The organism is Synechococcus sp. BIOS-U3-1, assembly GCF_014279975.1.
Taxonomy (GTDB): Bacteria; Cyanobacteriota; Cyanobacteriia; order PCC-6307; family Cyanobiaceae; genus Synechococcus_C.
The window spans coordinates 558,974-579,220 of record NZ_CP047936.1 but is presented as its reverse complement, the minus strand read 5'-3'; the positions used below and the strand labels follow the sequence as shown (position 1 = coordinate 579,220).

Annotated in this window: 26 protein-coding genes and 1 tRNA gene; 17 read left to right on the top strand and 10 right to left on the bottom strand. The window is 56.8% G+C overall.

The window, feature by feature from the left end; genetic code table 11:
* Positions 1-145: 145 nt before the first annotated feature.
* Positions 146-1,654, top strand: a complete 1,509-nt coding sequence (locus SynBIOSU31_RS02870) for a glycoside hydrolase 100 family protein (protein ID WP_186491905.1) — start codon at positions 146-148, stop codon at positions 1,652-1,654.
* 48 nt (positions 1,655-1,702) lie between these two features.
* Here SynBIOSU31_RS02870 and petD read toward each other — a convergent pair whose 3' ends face one another.
* Both petD and petB read right to left on the bottom strand, forming a co-directional pair.
* Positions 1,703-2,185, bottom strand: coding sequence for a cytochrome b6-f complex subunit IV (gene petD, locus SynBIOSU31_RS02865; RefSeq protein WP_186491904.1), 483 nt, complete (start codon positions 2,183-2,185; stop codon positions 1,703-1,705).
* Between the two features lie 75 nt (positions 2,186-2,260).
* On the bottom strand, positions 2,261-2,917 hold the full coding sequence (gene petB / locus SynBIOSU31_RS02860) for a cytochrome b6 (RefSeq protein ID WP_007100534.1): 657 nt from the start codon (positions 2,915-2,917) through the stop codon (positions 2,261-2,263).
* A gap of 66 nt (positions 2,918-2,983) precedes the next feature.
* Between petB and ctpZ the strand changes: the two genes are divergently transcribed.
* The 7 genes from ctpZ (at position 2,984) to SynBIOSU31_RS02825 (ending at position 7,755) form a co-directional block, all read left to right on the top strand.
* The gene (gene ctpZ / locus SynBIOSU31_RS02855) at positions 2,984-4,285 is read left to right on the top strand and encodes a carboxyl-terminal processing protease CtpZ (protein WP_186492803.1); all 1,302 of its coding nucleotides are present in this window, start codon (positions 2,984-2,986) and stop codon (positions 4,283-4,285) included.
* Positions 4,286-5,533, top strand: a complete 1,248-nt coding sequence (locus SynBIOSU31_RS02850) for an HD domain-containing protein (RefSeq protein ID WP_186491903.1) — start codon at positions 4,286-4,288, stop codon at positions 5,531-5,533.
* Positions 5,534-5,559: 26 nt separating this feature from the next.
* The gene (locus SynBIOSU31_RS02845; RefSeq protein ID WP_186491902.1) at positions 5,560-6,240 is read left to right on the top strand and encodes a septum site-determining protein MinC; all 681 of its coding nucleotides are present in this window, start codon (positions 5,560-5,562) and stop codon (positions 6,238-6,240) included.
* 62 nt (positions 6,241-6,302) lie between these two features.
* Positions 6,303-7,118 carry a septum site-determining protein MinD gene (minD, locus tag SynBIOSU31_RS02840; RefSeq protein WP_186491901.1) on the top strand — a complete coding sequence of 272 codons (816 nt, stop codon included), beginning with the start codon at positions 6,303-6,305 and terminating at the stop codon, positions 7,116-7,118.
* A 5-nt stretch (positions 7,119-7,123) separates the two neighbouring features.
* Positions 7,124-7,402 (top strand): cell division topological specificity factor MinE, encoded by a 279-nt coding sequence (gene minE / locus SynBIOSU31_RS02835; protein ID WP_066904195.1) that lies wholly within the window; start codon positions 7,124-7,126, stop codon positions 7,400-7,402.
* A gap of 48 nt (positions 7,403-7,450) precedes the next feature.
* Positions 7,451-7,693, top strand: a complete 243-nt coding sequence (locus SynBIOSU31_RS02830; RefSeq protein ID WP_186491900.1) for a response regulator transcription factor — start codon at positions 7,451-7,453, stop codon at positions 7,691-7,693.
* Positions 7,684-7,755: transfer RNA gene (locus SynBIOSU31_RS02825), tRNA-Thr, on the top strand. The genes SynBIOSU31_RS02830 and SynBIOSU31_RS02825 overlap by 10 nt, the downstream gene beginning before the upstream one ends.
* A 23-nt stretch (positions 7,756-7,778) precedes the next feature.
* On the opposite strand, the gene SynBIOSU31_RS02820 is transcribed toward SynBIOSU31_RS02825, so the two are convergent.
* The 6 genes from SynBIOSU31_RS02820 to SynBIOSU31_RS14900 all read right to left on the bottom strand — a co-directional run bounded on the left by SynBIOSU31_RS02820 (position 7,779) and on the right by SynBIOSU31_RS14900 (position 11,098).
* Positions 7,779-7,952, bottom strand: coding sequence for a hypothetical protein (locus tag SynBIOSU31_RS02820; protein WP_186491899.1), 174 nt, complete (start codon positions 7,950-7,952; stop codon positions 7,779-7,781).
* Positions 7,940-8,533, bottom strand: coding sequence for an L-threonylcarbamoyladenylate synthase (locus tag SynBIOSU31_RS02815; protein WP_255477318.1), 594 nt, complete (start codon positions 8,531-8,533; stop codon positions 7,940-7,942). Before SynBIOSU31_RS02815 ends, SynBIOSU31_RS02820 begins: the two co-directional genes overlap by 13 nt.
* 51 nt (positions 8,534-8,584) lie before the next feature.
* Positions 8,585-9,478: a peptide chain release factor N(5)-glutamine methyltransferase gene (prmC, locus tag SynBIOSU31_RS02810; RefSeq protein WP_186491895.1), complete on the bottom strand. Its 894-nt coding sequence runs from the start codon at positions 9,476-9,478 to the stop codon at positions 8,585-8,587.
* Positions 9,479-9,487: 9 nt separating this feature from the next.
* Positions 9,488-10,543 carry a DNA-processing protein DprA gene (locus tag SynBIOSU31_RS02805; RefSeq protein WP_186491893.1) on the bottom strand — a complete coding sequence of 352 codons (1,056 nt, stop codon included), beginning with the start codon at positions 10,541-10,543 and terminating at the stop codon, positions 9,488-9,490.
* 87 nt (positions 10,544-10,630) lie between these two features.
* Positions 10,631-10,897 carry a hypothetical protein gene (locus SynBIOSU31_RS14905; RefSeq protein WP_370593666.1) on the bottom strand — a complete coding sequence of 89 codons (267 nt, stop codon included), beginning with the start codon at positions 10,895-10,897 and terminating at the stop codon, positions 10,631-10,633.
* 27 nt (positions 10,898-10,924) lie between these two features.
* Positions 10,925-11,098 (bottom strand): hypothetical protein, encoded by a 174-nt coding sequence (locus SynBIOSU31_RS14900; protein ID WP_370593665.1) that lies wholly within the window; start codon positions 11,096-11,098, stop codon positions 10,925-10,927.
* A gap of 36 nt (positions 11,099-11,134) precedes the next feature.
* On the opposite strand from SynBIOSU31_RS14900, the gene SynBIOSU31_RS02795 reads away from it, so the two are divergent.
* Entirely contained in the window at positions 11,135-11,983 is an 849-nt protein-coding gene (locus tag SynBIOSU31_RS02795; protein WP_186491891.1) for a universal stress protein, read from the top strand.
* 44 nt (positions 11,984-12,027) lie between these two features.
* On the opposite strand, the gene psbM is transcribed toward SynBIOSU31_RS02795, so the two are convergent.
* Both psbM and SynBIOSU31_RS02785 read right to left on the bottom strand, forming a co-directional pair.
* The gene (gene psbM, locus SynBIOSU31_RS02790; protein ID WP_006042119.1) at positions 12,028-12,132 is read right to left on the bottom strand and encodes a photosystem II reaction center protein PsbM; all 105 of its coding nucleotides are present in this window, start codon (positions 12,130-12,132) and stop codon (positions 12,028-12,030) included.
* A gap of 58 nt (positions 12,133-12,190) precedes the next feature.
* A complete protein-coding gene (locus SynBIOSU31_RS02785; RefSeq protein WP_186491890.1) occupies positions 12,191-12,685 on the bottom strand; it encodes a 2Fe-2S iron-sulfur cluster-binding protein in 495 nt (164 codons plus the stop codon).
* Positions 12,686-12,946: 261 nt separating this feature from the next.
* Here SynBIOSU31_RS02785 and psbB point away from each other — a divergent pair, with 261 nt between their 5' ends.
* The 8 genes from psbB (at position 12,947) to SynBIOSU31_RS02745 (ending at position 20,232) form a co-directional block, all read left to right on the top strand.
* Entirely contained in the window at positions 12,947-14,506 is a 1,560-nt protein-coding gene (psbB, locus tag SynBIOSU31_RS02780) for a photosystem II chlorophyll-binding protein CP47 (RefSeq protein WP_186491889.1), read from the top strand.
* 21 nt (positions 14,507-14,527) lie between these two features.
* The gene (locus tag SynBIOSU31_RS02775) at positions 14,528-14,623 is read left to right on the top strand and encodes a photosystem II reaction center protein T (protein WP_006042122.1); all 96 of its coding nucleotides are present in this window, start codon (positions 14,528-14,530) and stop codon (positions 14,621-14,623) included.
* 116 nt (positions 14,624-14,739) lie between these two features.
* Positions 14,740-15,216 carry a transcriptional regulator NrdR gene (gene nrdR / locus SynBIOSU31_RS02770; protein WP_186491888.1) on the top strand — a complete coding sequence of 159 codons (477 nt, stop codon included), beginning with the start codon at positions 14,740-14,742 and terminating at the stop codon, positions 15,214-15,216.
* A gap of 101 nt (positions 15,217-15,317) precedes the next feature.
* Positions 15,318-16,424 (top strand): 30S ribosomal protein S1, encoded by a 1,107-nt coding sequence (locus SynBIOSU31_RS02765; protein WP_186491885.1) that lies wholly within the window; start codon positions 15,318-15,320, stop codon positions 16,422-16,424.
* Between the two features lie 13 nt (positions 16,425-16,437).
* Positions 16,438-17,235, top strand: coding sequence for an HAD family hydrolase (locus SynBIOSU31_RS02760; RefSeq protein ID WP_186491884.1), 798 nt, complete (start codon positions 16,438-16,440; stop codon positions 17,233-17,235).
* A 40-nt stretch (positions 17,236-17,275) separates the two neighbouring features.
* Positions 17,276-18,502, top strand: a complete 1,227-nt coding sequence (metK, locus tag SynBIOSU31_RS02755; RefSeq protein ID WP_186492802.1) for a methionine adenosyltransferase — start codon at positions 17,276-17,278, stop codon at positions 18,500-18,502.
* Positions 18,503-18,506: 4 nt separating this feature from the next.
* A complete protein-coding gene (locus SynBIOSU31_RS02750) occupies positions 18,507-19,796 on the top strand; it encodes an FGGY-family carbohydrate kinase (protein WP_370593664.1) in 1,290 nt (429 codons plus the stop codon).
* Between the two features lie 148 nt (positions 19,797-19,944).
* On the top strand, positions 19,945-20,232 hold the full coding sequence (locus SynBIOSU31_RS02745; RefSeq protein WP_186491882.1) for a DUF2470 domain-containing protein: 288 nt from the start codon (positions 19,945-19,947) through the stop codon (positions 20,230-20,232).
* Positions 20,233-20,247: the final 15 nt, after the last annotated feature.

The window sequence follows — 20,247 nt, the reverse complement described above, 5'->3', positions numbered from 1 at the left end:
AAGCTGCGCTCCAGGCTTCCGCCTGCCGCGCAGTCCAAAAACATAGCCCACTTACACCCCTCTTCGCAACTGATCGCATCTCAAGACTTGCTTCCACTGCCGTGATCAAAAGCCAGCACTACGTTTTGGCTACACGCAACGGACCATGGCAGGACGCTTCAGCCAGCAGAACCAGCGTGTCAGACCCAGCTCGAAGGAAGACCAGGTAGTCCAAAAGGCCCGGGAGCACTTCGAGCGAACACTGATTCCACTGCGTGGTCACTTGGCTGGCAGCGTCGCCGCCCTGGAACATCCCCGTCATGACGAAGCTCTCAACTACGGCGAGATCTTCCTGAGGGACAACGTTCCCGTCATGCTCTACCTACTGACACAGAAGCGATTCGACATCGTTCGTCAGTTCCTGACCATCTGTCTTGACCTACAAAGCACCACGTATCAGACACGGGGTGTCTTCCCCACCAGTTTCGTGGAAGAGGAAGGCCACCTGATTGCGGACTATGGCCAACGCTCCATTGGCCGGATCACGTCAGTCGACGCAAGCCTCTGGTGGCCAGTTCTGTGCTGGATGTACGTCAAATCAAGTGGAGATGAGGAATTTGCCTCCAGTCAGGCTGTGCAGCGCGGTGTTCAGCTTTTGCTGGACCTTGTGTTACATCCCACCTTTGAAGGGACTCCGGTGCTGTTTGTGCCGGACTGCGCGTTCATGATTGACCGTCCGATGGACGTCTGGGGAGCTCCACTGGAAGTGGAGGTGTTGCTCTACGGATCCCTGCGGTGCTGCACTCAGCTGATGGAGCTGGGACGAAAGCATCACAACAGCAGACTGCTTGACCAACGACTCGTGCTGACCCGGCAGTGGGTTCACGACCTTCGCCAGTTTCTTCTCAAGCACTACTGGGTCACCAGCAAAACCATGCAGGTTTTGCGTCGCAGACCAACCGAACAGTACGGAGACAACCAGCACCAGAACGAATTCAATGTTCAGCCGCAGGTCATTCCTGACTGGCTGCAGGACTGGCTGGAAAATCGAGGGGGCTACTTGATCGGCAACATGCGCACAGGACGTCCTGACTTCCGCTTTTACAGCCTCGGAAATTCGCTCGGCTGCCTGTTCGGACTACTGACTGCCCCACAACAACGTGCGCTATTTCGCCTAACGCTGCATAACCGCGACCACCTGATGGCCGAAATGCCCATGCGCATCTGCCACCCTCCGATGGAAAGCCTCGAATGGCAAAACAAAACCGGGTCGGATCCAAAGAACTGGCCCTGGAGCTATCACAACGGTGGTCACTGGCCGAGCCTGTTGTGGTTCTTCGGTGGCTCAATCCTGCTGCATGAGCGCCGCCATCCCCATGCCGATGTTCTGCTGATGGGGCAGATGAAAGCCCTTCTGGAGGAATGTTATTGGAGTCATCTCAACCAATTGCCGAGGCAACAGTGGGCTGAATACTTTGATGGCCCAACAGGCACCTGGGTGGGTCAACAGTCCAGGACTTACCAGACCTGGACGATTGTTGGCTTCCTACTGCTCCACCATTTCCTGCGCGTCAATCCCGATGACGTATTGCTTCTGGACCTGGATGAAGGGGCTGTTCCTGACCCTGCAGATGAGGATCACGAAGACATTGATCACGACTGGGATCACCATTAAAAAAGCCCAGCCGTAAGGCTGAGCTCGTGACATCCCTGCAACCTGAGTTCAGAAGAGGCCCAGTGTCAACGATTTGTCGATCGGCATTGCTGCACCAATACCGAGATAAATAGTGGTGGCTGTTCCGAACAGAAACACAGCCATCGCAACAGGACGACGGAAAGGATTCTGGAACTTGTTGAAGCTCTCAATAAACGGAACGAGCATCAAACCAAGAGGAACAAGGGTCTGAAGAGCGATTCCTAAAAGCTTGTTAGGAACGACCCTCAGGATCTGAAAGACGGGATACAGGTACCACTCAGGAAGAATCTCCAGTGGTGTAGCGAACGGATCTGCCTTGTCGCCAAGCATGGCTGGATCCAAGACGGCAAGCCCGACAATGCAAGCAATTGTGCCCAGGATCACGACCGGGAAAATGTAGAGGAGGTCGTTAGGCCAGGCGGGTTCGCCGTAATAATTGTGGCCCATGCCCTTAGCGAGCTTGGCGCGCATTTTGGGATCAGACAGATCCGGCTTCTTGAGGATGTGCATGGATCAGGGAGTAATGGATAAACCTTAATCAGACCAGGGACGCTGAACGGCAAAGCGCTCAGAGACTGAAACGGATCACAAGGGACCAGAAATGCCTTGCTTCCGGATCATCAGGAAGTGCATCAGCATGAAGACCGCCAGAAGCCAGGGCATCACAAAGGTGTGAAGGCTGTAAAAGCGAGTCAGCGTGGACTGACCAACGCTCTCACCGCCGCGAAGGAGTTCAACCATGAAGTCTCCAACCACTGGAATTGCAGCAGGTACACCTGAAACGATCTTCACAGCCCAGTAGCCAACCTGATCCCAGGGAAGGGAATAGCCCGTAACGCCAAAAGAAACCGTGATCACGGCCATGGTGACACCTGTCACCCAGGTGAGTTCACGGGGACGCTTGAAACCACCAGTCAAGTAGACGCGGAACACGTGAAGGATCAGCATCAGCACCATCATCGAGGCGCTCCAGCGATGGACCGAACGAATCAACCAGCCGAAACTCACATCCGTCATCAAGTACTGAACAGAGGTGTAAGCCTCAGCGACCGTCGGCTTGTAGTAGAAGGTCATCGCGAAGCCTGTCGCGAACTGAATCAGGAAGCACACAAGGGTGATTCCGCCGAGACAGTAAAAAATGTTGACGTGTGGAGGCACGTATTTGCTGCTGATGTCGTCAGCAATGTCCTGAATTTCAAGACGTTCCTGGAACCAGTCGTAGACAGGTGAGGAGTTCGCCATGCAGAGGTGGGCTTGGATTGCGAGAGTCTACCGATGTCGATCCAGTTGCGGGCAGGGATGAAGCCAATGTTGCCGACTGTTAACGGAAGCTCAGATCGTCTGCGACGTCTGGCTTTTGGTTTGGCGAGTGCCATTCTGATCATTCTGATTGCCAGCCCGCAGGCACTGGCACTGAACGATGCGCAGCAACTGGTGGTGGAAAGCTGGCGTCTTGTGAATCAGGGTTATCTGGACCCTGAGCAGTTCGACCGCATCCGCTGGAAACGTCTTCGCCAGAAAGCACTGGAAAACACGATTGATACCAGCGAAGACGCTTACAACGCCATCGAGGCGATGCTGCTGCCGCTCAACGACCCTTACACCCGGCTGCTGAGGCCTGCGGATTACGAGGTCATGAAGGCCAGCAACGAGGGGAACCTCAGCGGTGTTGGCCTTCAGCTGGGTCATCGCCAAGACAGCAATGCAACCGTAGTGATTGCTCCCTTGGAAGGATCTCCCGCAGCTGAGGCTGGCATCGTGAGTGGAACTGAAGTCTTGGCAGTGAATGGAGAAACTGTTGAGATGCTCGGCCTCGAAACGACCGCGGCACGTCTCCGGGGGGCGGTGGGAACCCAAGTGTTACTCACTGTGCTGACGCCGCAGGAAGAGCAGCAGGAAATCACTCTGGAACGACGCAATATCGACCTAAGACCCGTGCGGACAAGGAGGCTGCGCAGTGACACCCACACCCTCGGTTACATCCGGATCACGCAGTTCAGCGAGGGCGTGCCCGAACAAGTTCGAGAAGCCATCAACGAGTTATCCGACAAGAGCGTTGAGGGGCTAGTACTTGATCTACGCAACAACTCAGGGGGGCTGGTCAGTGCAGGACTCGCGGTTGCCGATGCATTCCTGGATCAGCAACCAATTGTGGAGACTCGAAATCGCAGCGGCATCGCCGATCCGATCCAGGCAGGAGCTGAAGTGCTTTACTCGGGACCGATGGTGACGCTGGTCAATGGAGGGACGGCAAGCGCCAGCGAAATTCTGGCTGGCGCTCTTCAGGACAATGAGCGATCGCTGCTGCTTGGGAGCAACACCTTCGGGAAAGGTCTGATTCAGACTCTGACCAACCTCAGCGACAGCAGTGGACTCGCCGTGACTGTGGCGGGATACGTCACCCCCAGCGGTCGAGACATTCAGGGCGAAGGCATCACTCCTGACAGGATCCTGGACGGACCGGAACCACTGAATCCCGGCGGAGAAGGTGATCGCTGGCTCACGGACGCCGAACTGGTGCTCCAGTCGATGATTGACCAGGAAGCCAGTCAAGCCGCTACAGATCAAATACCGATCACGGATGACGTGGAAGGGGAGCCGTTGAGCTGAATGGGCTCTCGCACCTATCACGACCCACTCCATCGCAGCATCAGCCTGGACGCCGATCAACCAGCGGAAGCCATGGTGCTTGCGCTGGTTGATTCAGCACCTTTTCAACGTCTTAGACGCATCCGCCAGCTCGGCCCAGCCTTTCTCACGTTCCACGGCGCCGAATCCAGTCGATTCACCCACTCGCTGGGTGTCTTTGCCATCGCGCGCCGAGCGATGGGCCGCCTAATTGAGCTCGATGCCTCCCTGGACAAACAAAAGGGTGTGCTTTATGCCGCCGCTCTGCTCCATGACCTTGGCCACGCACCTCTCAGCCATTCAGGCGAGGAGATGTTTGGCACGCACCACGAACAGTGGTCAGCTCGTGTGATCAGGGAACACCCTGACATTCAGGGCCCGCTCGAACAGTTTGCGTCAGGCACAGCTGCCTCGGTGGCCGATCTTCTGGAACATGGACGTAGCGAACGTGGCGTTATCAAGGCTCTAGTGAGCAGCCAGCTTGATTGTGATCGTCTGGATTACCTCTTACGCGACAGCTACAGCACAGGGGCCCGATATGGCCAGCTGGACCTAGATCGCATCCTCAGTGCGATCACCCTGGCACCCGATGGTGAATTGGCCATTCATCCGAAGGGATTAATGGCGGTGGAGCACTACCTGGTGGTCCGAAGCCTGATGTACCGCAGCGTTTACAACCACCGCCTCAATGTGGTTTGCAATTGGTTGCTGGATCAGTTGATCCGCCAAGCGCGACTGCTTGGCCCCAGTCGAATCTGGGCTGACCGAACCATGCAGGCATGGCTTTGGCAGACCCAGGAGCTCGACCTCCACAGTTATCTCTCCAACGACGACCTACGAACCGGCTATCACTTTCAGCGATGGAGGGAGGAAGCACCCGAGCCGCTTGCCGATCTCTGTGATCGATTTCTGAACAGGAGACTGTTTAAAGCTCTCGATGTCAGCCAGATGGAAGCATCAACGCAGTTGGAAATGCTGGCTAAAGCGCAGACCTATGCAGCTGCAGCAGGCCTCGACCCTGAGATGTGTTGTGGACTTCGACATCATCAGATCCGGGGATACCACCCCTATCGAGGTGGATTGCGCTTGTGGGATGGTCAAAGCCTTCAGGCGCTCGAACAGTGCTCGCCACTGGTGAACAGCCTCGCGATTCCTGCAGCGTCAGCCTGGTTGATTCACCCAGGAGAGATCTCAACCGAACTGAATGTGGCCATGGCCAGCATTCGCTAGGCGGAGGATCTCCCTACTGTCCGGCCATGACCGTTGAACCAACAGAGCAGGTCCCGTACTGCCTCAGACTCCCGGGGTTCCGTTCCGTGGCTTGGCAGCAATGGCTGCCAGCACAGCTGCCATCCATCCCCCCAGGAGCCATCGATCTTGACATTGGAGACTGGAGCCTGAGCTGTCGCGATCTGGACGAACTGCTCCATGCGTTGCATCAAGCTGGCCACGAGGTTCAGTTGGTGGTCACGCGCTGCCGAGACACGTTGATCAGCACAGCAGCACTGGGTTTGCCTGTTCGAGAGGCCAGTCATGACGTCCACACCAGTGAAGCCAGGGATGATCAACCGAACGAGACCAACACCCACGCTGACCTCACCGTTCATCGAGGAACCTTGCGCTCCGGTGATCACATCGAAACTCGAGGTCACCTGCTGATCATTGGTGATGTAAACCCAGGGGGGTCGGCATCCGCTGAGGGAGATGTCTACGTCTGGGGACGCCTGCGAGGTCGAGCCCACGCTGGCAGCAAGGGAAACTGCAATGCCAGGATCGTGGCATTGCAGCTGAGACCACTTCAGTTGCGGATCGCGGAGCTTGTGGCGCGAGGTCCTGAAGAACAGCCCCAGCCAGGTCTCGCCGAGCAGGCTTGCGTTCTGGATGGTGCCATCTCCATCGAGCCAGCCAGTGCTCCCTTCTTCGCTCAGCAAACCTGATCGATATCAGGCAGACGAGAGGAATCAATGCCATTAAGGTGGCGCGATCAAAACGGGACCCCGTGACCAATTCGCGAACGATCCTGATCTGCTCGGGAAAGGGTGGCGTCGGCAAGACCACCCTCACTGCCAATCTCGGCATTGCGCTGGCCGGGCAAGGGGCTCGCACCGTGGTTCTGGATGCGGACTTCGGCCTCAGAAATCTCGATCTGCTGCTTGGCCTTGAAAATCGAATCGTGTTCACCGCTCAGGAGGTGCTGGCAGAAACCTGCCGGCTTGACCAGGCTCTGGTGAAGCACAAGCAAGAGCCGAACCTGGCACTACTGCCTGCAGGGAATCCGCGGATGCTCGAGTGGTTGAAACCTGAGGACATGCAAACCATTGTTGGAATGCTGTCGGAGCGTTTTGACTACGTTCTGATCGATTGCCCAGCAGGAATCGAAGACGGTTTCAAAAATGCCGTTGCAGCAGCAAAGGAAGCGATCGTGATCACAACTCCTGAAGTGTCGGCGGTTAGAGACGCAGATCGTGTGATCGGTTTGCTGAATACCCAAGGCGTCTCACCCGTTCAGCTCGTGCTGAACAGAGTGAGACCAAAAATGATGGCCAATCAGGAGATGTTGGCGGTCGACGACGTCACAGACATCCTGGCTTTACCGCTGCTGGGCCTGGTTCTTGAAGATGAGCAGGTGATTGTCAGCACCAACCGAGGTGAACCCTTAACACTCAATGGACATGCTTCCCCTGCTGCAAAGGCTTACGGGAACATCGCTCGGCGCCTCCAAGGGGAGGACATCCCCCTCATGGACCCTGCGAAGAGCGGACGACGCGGAATTCGCGCCAGGGTGCGCCAACTGATGCAAACCAAGATTTTCTGAATGCCATGACTTTGCAAGACCTGATCGACAAAATCCTGCGCCGTCAACCCGCTAGTGCAACCACAGCACGTGAACGCTTGCAGTTGGTTCTCGCCCACGATCGCAGTGACCTGAGCCCTGAAACTCTTGATCAGATGCGACGCGAAATTTTTGAAGTCGTGGCCAAATATGTGGACATAGATCTCGAGGAAGGCGATGTGAGCCTGGAGACCGAAGATCGTGTCACAGCACTGGTGGCCAATCTGCCGATCAGACGGTCAATGGCGACCAGCTCACAGGAGTGACGCGTTGGCGATTGAGGGGAATCCCAACACCAGGACTTCTCGCGACCCATGACGAACTTTCAGCTCACACCAGCAGAAATTGGCGTGCTCAATCTTTTGCTGCAGGGCAATAGCAATCGTGCCATCGCTGAAATACTCGTTTTGAGCGTGCGCACCGTTGAAAGCCATATCAGCAGAGCCCTGGGGAAGACAGGTTGTCGTTCACGACTGCAGCTCAGCCTTTGGTGGATGCAGCAGGTCACGGAAGACAAGCGGATGTGCGCCAGTAGGATTCCCTCATTGCCGGCTTAGCTCAGTGGTAGAGCAGCGCTTTTGTAAAGCGAAGGTCGTCGGTTCAAATCCGTCAGCCGGCTTGTCAGCACTCAACTCCGAGCGTTCAGTGCTTTCTCTCCGACTCAGTGCGCCCAGCCAGCAGCCAGACCCCCACCAAAGCCAGTAGCACAGGCAGCAGTCTCAGTTCGAACAAGGGCGTAAGCCAACGAATCGCCGGTTCCAGCGTCCAGTGAAAGAGGGCTTGGAGCGCCAGCACAAGGGCGATCAGCCAGAGCATGGGGGGGATTTCTCAATCACATCAACCATCACAGCGCCCTGGCGGAGCAATTGCCAATATCCGGAAGATGTCCAGGCAATCACGGTGCTCGCCAAACCGGATGGATCAGGCCAAGGCAGAGGAGCCAGCAGCGGCAGATCCGGGAAAGCGTCAGCGGCTTCGGCTGCGCTCTGAGTTGGCGGTGCGCCCGAAGGATTGGCACTCGTTGTCGCCAGTGGACCGCTCTGCATCAGCAGGGCTCGGGTCAAATCACATGCTGGAATACGCATTCCCAGGGTTCCTTGACCGGGGTTGAGGCTCTGAGTGAGACACCCCTCAACGGGAAGCACGAGGGTGAGTGCCCCTGGCCAGAAACGACGGGCCAGCGGTTCAGCGTCAACCCTGGCGTCTTCAGTGGTGAGTGCTAGTAACTGATCAGCCTGAGCTGCCATCAGGATCAAAGGCTTGTCCTGCGGACGCTGCTTGAGAGTCCAGAGCTGTGCCGCATAATCGGGGGAAGCAGCAAGTGCTGGCAAGGTATCCGTGGGCAGCAGAGCTGCTCCACCACCCGTGAGATGCAGTGCCAACTGCTTGGCTGACATCAAACAAGACTTGGCATTGGTCATGAGGAAGAGCGAAGAACAGGATCAGCGTCAAAGGGGGCGCCTGGCGATCGCAAAACGCTTCACGCCGCTGAGATCACAGCGAGCTCTGGAACGCACGAGTCCTGCAGATCTCATCAGGCCAAGCACCTGATCACTCTGATCATGATGATGCTCAAGCAGCAGCCATCCGCCTGGGGAGAGTGCCTGAGGGGCCCGATCCAGAATCGCTTTACAGCAATCCAAACCGTCCTCACCTCCACACAGAGCCTGTCTTGGTTCGTGGTCGCGTACGAGGGGATCGAGAGCGTCTACAACCTGGGACGGGATATAAGGCGGATTGGCGACAACGAGGTTGAACTGTCCCCACCATTGATCGAGGGGATCCCACCAAGATCCTTGATGCAAATGCCATGTCCGAGAAGTCGTCAAGGCGTTGAGGTTGATCCGCGCCAATTCGAGAGCAGCAGTGCTGAGATCCACAGCATGTCCGTCCCATCGCGGAAGGGCACGAGCGAGGGCAATCGCCAGCGCTCCGCTACCTGTTCCCAGATCAGCCCAGCGACCCGCAGATCCGCAACCAGGAGGTTGTTGATCTTGAAGACAATCAAGTGCGAAATCAATCAGAAGTTCCGTCTCCTGCCGCGGGATCAGCGCTGCTGGGCTGATCTGAAGGTCAAGATCACGCCATGGACAGCGTCCGACGAGATGCTGCAACGGAACATGATTCTGAAGATGTCTTGCCCAGAGCTTCTCCAGGTCCTGCAGGGTGCTGGCCAGAGGAGCGATTGACTCAGGCAAGATTCGCAGCCGCTGAAGTTCAGCCCAGCTCAAATTGGCCTCCATCGCCAGAAGCCAGTCGAGATCCACAGCCCGCCCGCCTCGCAGCAACTGTCGGCGGCGCCAGACCAGCAACTCCTGTCCTGAACAAGGGTCGGACACCATTGATTCAACCTAGAGCGAGCGCCAACGCAGACCTGGCTGCGCTACGACCAGACCTTGGAGCTCAAGCTTCAGCAGCTCCGCAGCGACACGCTCAGGATTGAATTGCAGTGCTTGAACCATTTCATCGAAGCTGAAATCGTCATCCACCAACTTCAGCAAGTGGGTCTGCACAGGATTGGGGATCAGTGGTCTCTCTGACTTCAAAGCGAAGGAATCACCGTCCTCAACAGAACAAATACACGGGCCTGCCCCAAGTTGATGAATCAAATCCTGAGTGTTGTTCAAAGGCAGTGCCCCCGATTGAAGCAGCGCATTGCTTCCCTGAGACGATGCACGCAGAGCATCACCTGGAACAACCCAGACGGGGATGCCCAAAGAACGCGCCATCGATGCCGATCGCAGCGCTCCACTGTTCTCTGGACACTCCACCACCACTACAGCCTTGGTGACAGCGACGAGCAAGCGGTTGCGCAGAGCAAAACTGGATCGCGTGACCCTCTCGGAATCACGGAGCTCAGTCATCAGCAAGCCAACCTGCCCGACCTCCTTCTGCAAGGAGCGATGTTCAGTGGGATAAACACGCTGTAGCGGAGTTCCTAGAACAGCGACGGGACTGCCACCAGCCCGAAGACAAGCTCGATGAGCAACTGCATCAATACCCTCAGCCAGACCGCTGACCACTGGCCAGTGGGCTTGGGCGAGGGCTCGACCCAACTTGTCCGCCATCCGAAGCCCATGGCTGGAAGGCCTCCTCGTTCCGACCACGGCAACCGCCTGTTGCGACGAGAGCAAGGGCAACAGGCCTCGACGTCCATGCCACTGAATCGACAAAGGCGGGCGCTCCAGCTTTTCAAAACAAGCTGGCCACGAAGGATCACAAGGCAACAGAACATCGATGGGGACCTCGATGCAAGGTGCTAGGCCGTGGCTTGCTCGATAACGGTCGAACGAAGACAGCACCGACGCCGGCCATCCGAACTCCTTGCGCAATCTCGGCAGAGACCAGCTCCAAAGGTCCTGAAAACCCTGAGGGGTCTCAGCGGCAGCAAAACAGAGCTGGCGCATCCGGGCCGAACCAATCCCAGGACACTTCAACCAAAGCCACCGCCAGGAGCGCTCCAACACGACAACAGTACTAGTACAAAAATACTATCACTGGCTTTCTTTTGGGCCTTGAGCCAGGGCCCTGAACGCCTCTGCCACCGTTTCAGGCGGATGTCGCAGAACTCTTCGAACGGGATGCACGCTCACCAAAACAAGCTCCACCATGGCCTCAGCCACACAGAGACGACCCTTCATGAAACGGGTTGACCAGGGCCAGCGAACACCCCGAGGAGCACTGGAGACACTCATCAGCTCCACCTCATCTCCAAGCATTAGCGCCTCCCGGTAGCGGATCTGAAGCTGAACAACAGGCATTTCCAAGCCACCTGAAGCCATCTTTTCCTAGGGGTAGCCCGTGGCGGACAGTGCTTCTACCCGAGCCTCCTCAAGCCATCCCACATACGCTCCGTGCCACATCACTCCGCCATGGTCTGTGTGCTGTGGCAGGACTCGTTTGATCAGGCGCCAGGGGAGGCTGGTAACGCTCTCATTCAGCATCCGAACTGCGGACTCCAATCGGCCATAGGCTGATGCATAGGCTGAAACTTCGCCGTGTTCAAGAACCTTCTGATCGCTGATTCAGGCAAAGGCCATGTCGGTGAAATGATCAACATGCTGCGCGACTTGCCCGCTTTCAAGGCAGCCAGAATCAACCTGCTGCATGTGGTCCCAGAACAGACCATGGCCGCGACACAACAGCACTGGGAAAGCGCAGGCAGTCTCCTGGCTGGATCCGTGGAGAAATTGGGGCTCAATCCACAGGATGTGAATTCAATCATTCGCCAGGGGGACGCCAAGCAGACCGTTCTCAATGTGGCGGACGAATTAAACGTGGACCTAATCGTGATGGGGTCCAGAGGCCTTGGCAGGCTTCGGTCAATCCTGTCCAACAGTGCCAGCCAGTACGTCTTCCAACTGTCGACGAGACCCATGTTGCTGGTTCGCGATGACCTTTACATCCGACATATCAATAGGGTCCTGGTCACGATCGATGGCACAGGAGTCGGCGACGACGCCCTCAAGCTGGCCTGCGAGATGGTTCAAGAGATTCCCGGAGGACAACTGACAGGCGTTCACGTAGCTCGCCAGGACCCCACCCCATCCCGAGGAGCAGCTGGCAAAAGCGACAGCTACCTCGACCGCGCTGTGCAGAGAGCTCGAAAACTTGGCGTTGAACTCAAACCTTTGCACGTGACTGACGCCGACATTGGCAAGGGTGTGTGTTTCGCAGCCGAGAAGGTCAACGCTGATCTGGTTGTGCTGGCCTCTCAGGATCGCCGGCCTCTGGTGGCAAGAGGACTGGTTGACCTCGACAAACTGCTCGGTGGTTCAGTCAGTGACTACATCCGAGTTCATGCCCCTGCCCCGGTACTTCTGGTAAGAGAGCCGGAGCAGAGGTGAAGCATCTCGATCAAAACGGCTGATGTCGTCAGCCTTGAGGGAACTCAACCTTCACGGCTGTTCGTCTGAATAAACAAGATGATCAGGAAGACGGTCGGCACCAGAACAAACAGCAGGCTGGCCACGAAGCCGAGATCGTTGGTTTCCATGAACGTGAAAGAACCTGCTGGAACGTATCACCGTCCGGAAAGCTTTGACACGAACCGATCAGCGCTCTTCACCGGGCGTTGCAGGCGAACCCTGGCTAGAAGCCTCCAGAGGCTGCATCGTTTCTTCAGTGACTGACTCATCATCAGCGTCCTCATCAACCGCAGGCGCACCAGGCCATTCTTCTGGCCCGGGAGGAAGAGGTGCCGCCAAGGCCGCAGCGACTCGCTTGTCCTGATCTGGCATCGAAGCCTGTGGTTTGGTCACCACAACCACCGACTTTTCAACCAGAGACTGACAAGCCAAGCGCCATTGTTCTGGTCTGCGTCTCAGCTTGGCCTCCTCCACAGCAGTTCTCGGACTCATCGCAGCTGCGGACGTTTCGCCTTCAACCTTCACAAAACAAGTGCTGCACTGACCGCAGCCACCGCAGTTACCAAGCTGGCCTTTCAGTCCGTAGAGCTGGATTCCCTCTCGCACAGCAACAGCACGCAGATTTTCTCCTGGGAAGCACTCCACATCGCGACCCTCGCGCACAAAACGGATGACAGGCATTGAAGCTCCGCAAAAGATGGGCGCTGCGACACGCCAAGGAGCTGACATTAAGAGCTCCAGGTTTAGTTTTGTAACCCCCCGCGAGAGATGGCTGCAAAGACAAGCGAACCCAGGAATCCGGCGGGCACGAGAACTTCGATCACCTCCGAGACCGTCAATTCGCATTTCAGCTCACGACAGCCTGGCGCGTACATCGAAGCGAACGGCCTACATTTACAGAGTCTGACTGCATTGGCAGCTCCGTTCCCCCGAACCTGACCCATGGGATTGCCCTGGTATCGGGTGCACACCGTCGTAATTAACGACCCAGGCCGTCTTCTGGCCGTGCACCTCATGCACACTGCCCTCGTCGCCGGCTGGGCCGGCTCGATGGCCCTCTACGAACTCGCCATCTTCGACCCCTCCGATCCAGTCCTGAACCCGATGTGGCGTCAGGGCATGTTCGTGATGCCCTTCATGGCCCGACTGGGCGTGACGGACAGCTGGGGAGGCTGGAGCATCACGGGAGCCACAGGAGTGGATCCTGGCTTCTGGAGCTTCGAAGGTGTTGCCGCTGCACACATTGTTTTCAGCGGCCTGCTCATGTTGGCCGCCATCTGGCACTGGACATTCTGGGATCTCGAGATCTGGCAAGACCCCCGCACAGGAGAGCCAGCTCTTGATCTACCCAAAATCTTCGGCATCCACCTGCTCCTGGCAGGTCTCGGCTGCTTCGGCTTCGGCGCCTTCCATCTCACGGGAGTCTTTGGCCCAGGAATGTGGGTCACAGATGCTTACGGAATCACCGGTCACTTAGAGCCAGTGCAACCGTCCTGGGGACCTGAAGGGTTCAATCCTTTCAATCCAGGTGGAATCGTTGCCCACCACATTGCAGCTGGAATCGTTGGCATTATCGCTGGCGTCTTCCATATCACCACTCGTCCTCCGGAACGCCTCTATAAGGCCTTGCGGATGGGCAACATCGAAACAGTTTTGGCTAGCGCCATTGCTGCGGTGTTCTTTGCAGCGTTCATCGTTGCAGGAACTATGTGGTATGGAGCTGCTGCAACTCCTATCGAACTCTTTGGGCCCACTCGCTATCAGTGGGATCAGAGTTACTTCAAGACCGAGATCAACCGCCGTGTCCAAACAGCGATGGATCAAGGTCAATCAGCGGCGGAGGCTTACGCCTCGATTCCCGAAAAACTCGCTTTCTACGATTACGTCGGAAACAGTCCAGCCAAAGGTGGTTTGTTCCGCGTAGGACCGATGGTCAACGGCGATGGCTTAGCCACTGGATGGTTGGGGCACATTGTTTTCACGGATAAGGACGGTCGTGATCTGCAAGTCCGGCGTCTACCGAACTTCTTCGAGAACTTCCCCGTGATTCTCGAAGACAGTGACGGCATCGTTCGAGCTGACATTCCCTTCCGTCGCGCGGAAGCGAAGTATTCCTTCGAACAGCAAGGCGTCAGTGCGGCTGTTTTCGGAGGTGCACTTGACGGTCAAACTTTCACCGACCCCGCCGATGTGAAGCGCTTGGCTCGTAAAGCACAGCTAGGAGAAGCGTTTGAATTCGATCGCGAGACCTACAACTCCGATGGCGTCTTCCGCAGCTCGCCTCGAGGTTGGTTCACCTTCGGTCACGCGGTCTTCGCACTGCTCTTCTTCTTTGGCCACATCTGGCACGGAGCCCGCACGTTGTACCGCGATGTGTTCGCCGGTATTGACCCAGACCTCGGCGAACAAGTGGAATTCGGTCTCTTCCAAAAACTTGGAGACCGTTCTACTCGCAGACTGCCAGAGGGCTACGTGCCCCCTGCAGGCACACCGCTCAGCTGATCCGTCCTTAGGAGATAACCGATGGAAAGCTTCGCTTACATCCTCATCCTCACTCTCGCGATTGCAACTCTGTTCTTCGCTATCGCATTCCGCGATCCTCCGAAGATCGGAAAGTGATCATCTCAGCCCCGCTTTCAGCGGGGCTTTTTTATGCCTAGAACTTGAATTCGCCAGGCAAATGTCGTGGGTGGACGCGACCCTTACAATTAATACATCTACGTAATGACAAGGGCGTGCAGTGCCCCTCCTGCCAGAACACAGATAGCCGGGTGCTCGAATCAAGAGCCGCCGATGGCGGAAGAAGTGTGCGTCGTCGTCGAGAGTGCCTCAACTGCGAATTTCGTTTTACCACTTACGAACGGGTTGAAACCGTTCCAATCACAGTGATCAAACGAAATGGCAATCGTGAAACCTTCACTCGAGGCAAACTGCTGCATGGGTTGAGCAGAGCTTGCGAGAAAACAGGCATTCCTCCAGAACGCCTTGAAACCATGGTGGAAGAGCTGGAACTCAGCCTTCAACAACGCAGCGGACGAGAAGTATCGAGCAGCGACATCGGGGAACTTGTGCTTGAAAAGCTGAAAGTTCTCAGCGAAGTCGCCTACATCCGTTTTGCGTCCGTTTATCGCCAGTTCAGTGGTGTCAGTGATTTTGTGGCCACTCTGGAAGGCATCACTGCAACCAAAGCGGAGCTGACGGCCGCGATCTGAGCTTGGTCATCGATCTGTAGACTCGGCAATTGCCTGATTCAGGTCGGCGGGCCTGTTTCAGATTCCATCGCTCTGTCCCAGAGGCAGACCGCCAATGTTCCATGACTGTCACTCCCACAGATCCTTCTCAGGAATCTGCAGTGGACACCGCTGAAGCGGTCACATCCGAAACCGAAGCAGTCGCTGAAGGGTCAGCTGATCAAGCCGACTTCGGTACCGATGAAGACCTCGGCATTCCCGAAGACATCCCAACAGCTGATGACCCCAGCAGCCGGGCAACCAGCCGGGACATGGACAGTGCTGGATTCACCCTTGATGAGTTCGCAGCATTACTCAGCAAATACGACTACAACTTCAAGCCCGGAGACATCGTCAACGGCACGGTTTTCGCCCTGGAATCAAAGGGCGCCATGATCGACATTGGAGCGAAAACCGCTGCATTCATGCCTCTTCAGGAGGTGTCGATCAACCGCGTTGAAGGACTGAGCGATGTGCTCCAACCCGGCGAAATCCGGGAGTTCTTCATCATGAGCGAGGAGAACGAAGACGGACAGCTCTCCCTCTCCATTCGTCGGATCGAATATCAGCGAGCCTGGGAACGCGTCCGCCAGCTCCAGAAGGAAGACGCGACGATCTACTCAGAGGTTTTTGCCACCAACAGAGGTGGAGCCTTGGTGAGAGTTGAAGGTCTGCGTGGATTCATCCCTGGATCCCACATCAGCACCCGTAAACCTAAGGAAGAACTTGTTGCAGACTTTCTCCCTCTCAAGTTCCTTGAGGTTGACGAAGAGCGCAATCGTCTGGTGCTGAGCCACAGGCGCGCTTTGGTGGAGCGAAAGATGAATCGCCTCGAAGTGGGCGAAGTTGTTGTGGGTACGGTTCGCGGAATCAAGCCTTATGGCGCCTTCATCGACATCGGCGGTGTCAGCGGTCTGCTACACATCTCTGAAATCAGTCACGAACATATCGAGACCCCTCACTCGGTGCTGAACGTGAATGATCAGATGAAAGTGATGATCATCGATCTCGACGCCGAGCGTGGCAGGATCTCCCTGTCCACCAAGGCACTGGAGCCGGAGCCTGGTGACATGCTCACGGATCCGCAGAAGGTGTTTGACAAAGCAGAAGAAATGGCCGCTCGCTACAAACAGATGTTGCTTGAGCAAGCTGAGGAAGGTGAAGAGCCCCTGGGTTCAATGATGGTTTGAGGACACTGAGCCCATGGCTCATCTCAAGCTCAAGGGCCGGGCGCTCGGTTCCGTTCAGGGGGTGCTGTTCGATAAGGACGGCACCCTTTCCCATAGCGAGCCGCGTTTGATCGAACTGGCTGACGCCCGGATTGAGGAAGCACGGCGCCAACTCAGCTCAAAAGGCGCGTCAGCCACGATGCTGCAGGAACTCAACGATCTGCTTGCGAGAACCTACGGCCGTTGCGAGGGCGGCGTCATTCCTGACGGCACACTGGCTGTGGCGTCGAGACATCACAACCTGCTGAGCACCGCAACAGTGTTCTGTCAGATGAATCTGAGTTGGCCCCAATCACTGGTCCTTGCTCAGGAAGTGTTTGATCACGTGGACCGCCAGAGACGAACGCTGCATCCAGGTGGAGACCCGATTGGGTTGTTGCCGGATGCAGCAAGGCTGCTGAGAGAGCTTGCCGCTGCTGGAATTATCTGCGCCGTGATCAGCAATGACACCACTGAGGGCATCGAGAGCTTTCTGCACCAGCACAATCTCAACGACTGCATCAGTGGACTGTGGAGTGCCGATCACCACCCGACCAAACCGAACCCCGAAGCTGTTGAAGCACTTTGCTCGCAGTTGAACTTGAAAGTGGAGAATTGCGCCTTGATCGGTGACGCCGACACCGATCTGTTGATGGCACGTCAGGCAGGGATCGGTCTGACCCTCGGCTATGTAGCCGGGTGGCATCGCGAGCCAACGCTCACAGCCCATGAACATCTGATCAGTGACTGGAGCGAGCTGAGCGCTACCAAAGACGAAATGTCAAAGGCTTAATGAGTCGACCTCGTAAAGTCGCCGGCAATCACCGATGGCTATGAGTCGATACGTCTTTACCTCCGAATCCGTCACGGAGGGGCATCCAGACAAGATCTGCGATCAGGTCAGTGATGCCGTACTCGACGCACTTCTGGCGCAGGATCCCACCAGCCGTGTGGCCTGCGAAACAGTTGTGAACACTGGCCTTTGCATGATCACAGGCGAAGTGACATCCAAAGCGCAAGTGGACTTCATCCACCTTGTTCGCAACGTAATCAAGGAAATCGGTTACAGCGGAGCCCGCGCCGGTGGCTTTGATGCCAACAGCTGTGCAGTCTTGGTCGCCCTCGACCAGCAGTCGCCTGACATTGCCCAGGGTGTCAATGAAGCCGACGACCACGCCGGTGATCCCCTGGATTTGGTTGGCGCCGGGGATCAAGGGATCATGTTCGGATATGCGTGCAACGAGACACCCGAGCTGATGCCTTTGCCCATCAGCCTGGCCCACCGTCTCGCAAGAAGGCTGGCGGAAGTACGTCACAACGGCGCCCTCGGTTACCTCCTGCCAGACGGCAAAACACAGGTGAGTGTGGTTTATGACAACAACAAGCCGGTTGCGATCGACACGATTCTGATTTCAACCCAGCACACCGCGGAGGTGGGAGGCATCAGTGACGAGCAGGGCATCCGTGAGCGGATCACAGAGGACCTCTGGACCCACGTCGTTGAGCCAGCAACTGCCGATCTAGCTCTGAAACCCAGTCGCGAAGCAACCAAATATCTCGTTAACCCGACCGGAAAGTTTGTTGTCGGCGGACCCCAGGGTGATGCAGGGCTGACCGGTCGCAAGATCATTGTGGATACCTACGGAGGTTATGCCAGACATGGCGGGGGCGCCTTCTCAGGGAAAGACCCCACCAAAGTCGACCGCTCGGCAGCCTATGCGGCGCGTTTTGTCGCGAAATGTCTTGTGGCAGCTGGTCTAGCGGAAAGGGCCGAGGTGCAGCTGAGCTATGCCATCGGCGTTGCCACGCCAGTGTCGATTTTGGTCGAATCCTTCGGAACAAGCCAGTTGGACAATGATGCGCTGACAGGCCTGGTTCAGGAGCACTTTGACCTGAGACCCGGAGCCATCATCGAAAGCTTCGGACTGCGCAATTTGCCTCAGCAACGCGGTGGTCGCTTCTATCAAGACACCGCGGCTTACGGACACTTCGGCCGCAACGACCTGAAGGCTCCCTGGGAAGACGTTGATGCCAAGGCGGCAGAACTGCGCAACGCCTGATCGGTTGATGCAGGATTCACTGGCGCTCGGAATCGATCTGGGCACCAGTGGAGTGCGGGTTGCGGTCCTTAATGAACAGCGTGAGCTGCTGTACACGGATTCCACCGAGTACGACAGAGGTCTGGCCTATCCGGATGACTGGCTGAACAACTGCATTCAGCTGATCAAGGCCATCCCACAGGAGCTTCGCAGCCAGCTCATGGCACTGGCTGTTGATGGAACCTCAGGGACACTGTTGGCCTGTGATCGACAAGGCACTCCCCAGGGAAAGGCTTTGCCCTACAACGTTGCCTGTCCAGAACAGCTGGCTCGAGTGCGTGAGCTGGTGCAAGCAGGCCAGCCAGCATCGAGTGCCAGTGGCAGCCTGGCCCGCGCTCTGAGGCTCTTGCAACAGAACTCGCAGCCGCTGATCCTTCGACACCAGGCTGATTGGATCAGCGGCTGGCTGCTTGGACACTGGAGGTTTGGAGAGGAAGGCAACAACCTTCGTCTGGGCTGGTCACTCACCGATCAGCAATGGCCTGATGCTTTTGAGCAACAGACCTGGCGTGAAGCACTGCCGGAGATCCGACCAAGCGGCTCAAGGCTCGGAAACATCAATGGTGGCCGAGCCAACCAATTGGGACTTTCAAAGGACATTCTCGTGATCGCAGGAACGACAGACGCCAATGCGGCAGTGCTCACTGCCGATGCCGCCGACGACGAGGGCATCACCGTGCTGGGTAGCACGCTGGTGCTCAAACGCTTCATCAGCATCCCTCTGCGACATGGTGCAGGGACATCCACCCACCGAGTAGGAGGTCGCTGGCTTGGAGGGGGAGCCTCAAACAGTGGCGGTGCCGTGCTGCGCGAGTGCTTTCCAGGGATAGACCTCAACGAACTAAGCCGACAGATCGATCCTGACCAGGAGAGCGGGCTGAAGCTGCTGCCCCTGACCGGACAAGGAGAACGCTTTCCCGTTGATGACCCCGATCTTGCACCAATACTGACTCCAAGGCCGGTGAGTGATGCTCTGTATTTGCACGGTCTTCTGGAAGGCTTGAGCCAGATCGAATCCCAGGGCTGGAAAAAGCTCACTGAACTTGGAGCACCCGCGCCGAAACGCTTGGTAACCCTTGGTGGGGGTGCCAAAAACCCCCAATGGCGACGGATGCGGCAACGATTACTGGGTGTTCCAATCCGTAGTTGTTACAGCCCTCCTGCTGCAGGGGTGGCGCGGCTCGCACTCACCGCTCTGCAACAGCAACATGATCAAATCACCTGTTCCAGGCGAGAATCGGTTGAGCTTCCATGAGCCTTTGGCAAACAGACTCCGCGACGCTCTCGCCATCGGGCTGTTCATCGTGTTGGCCGGATTCGTCGGGTACAGCGGTTTACGACTAGCCCTCCTGCTCTGGCAGCGCTTCAGCTGATTTCGTTCCTTTCATTCTTGCCTCTTTCCCATGGCCGCCGATCCGCTCACTCCAGCCATCAGCGAACGCATCTGTCGTCACATGAATGACGATCACAGTGATGCTGTACTTCGCTACGCACACCACTACGGAGGTCAGACATCCGCAACGGCAGCAAAGATGACAGGAGTCACTGCGGAAGCCATGACCCTTGAGGTCAATGGCGAGCCCGTGAGCATTCCCTTCGACCACACGCTCACAGACAGTGAAGATGCTCACCGGACTCTCGTAGCCATGTTGAGGGCCATGCCTGCCGGGGCTGACCAAGGGGAATCATGAGGTCAATCGCAGAGA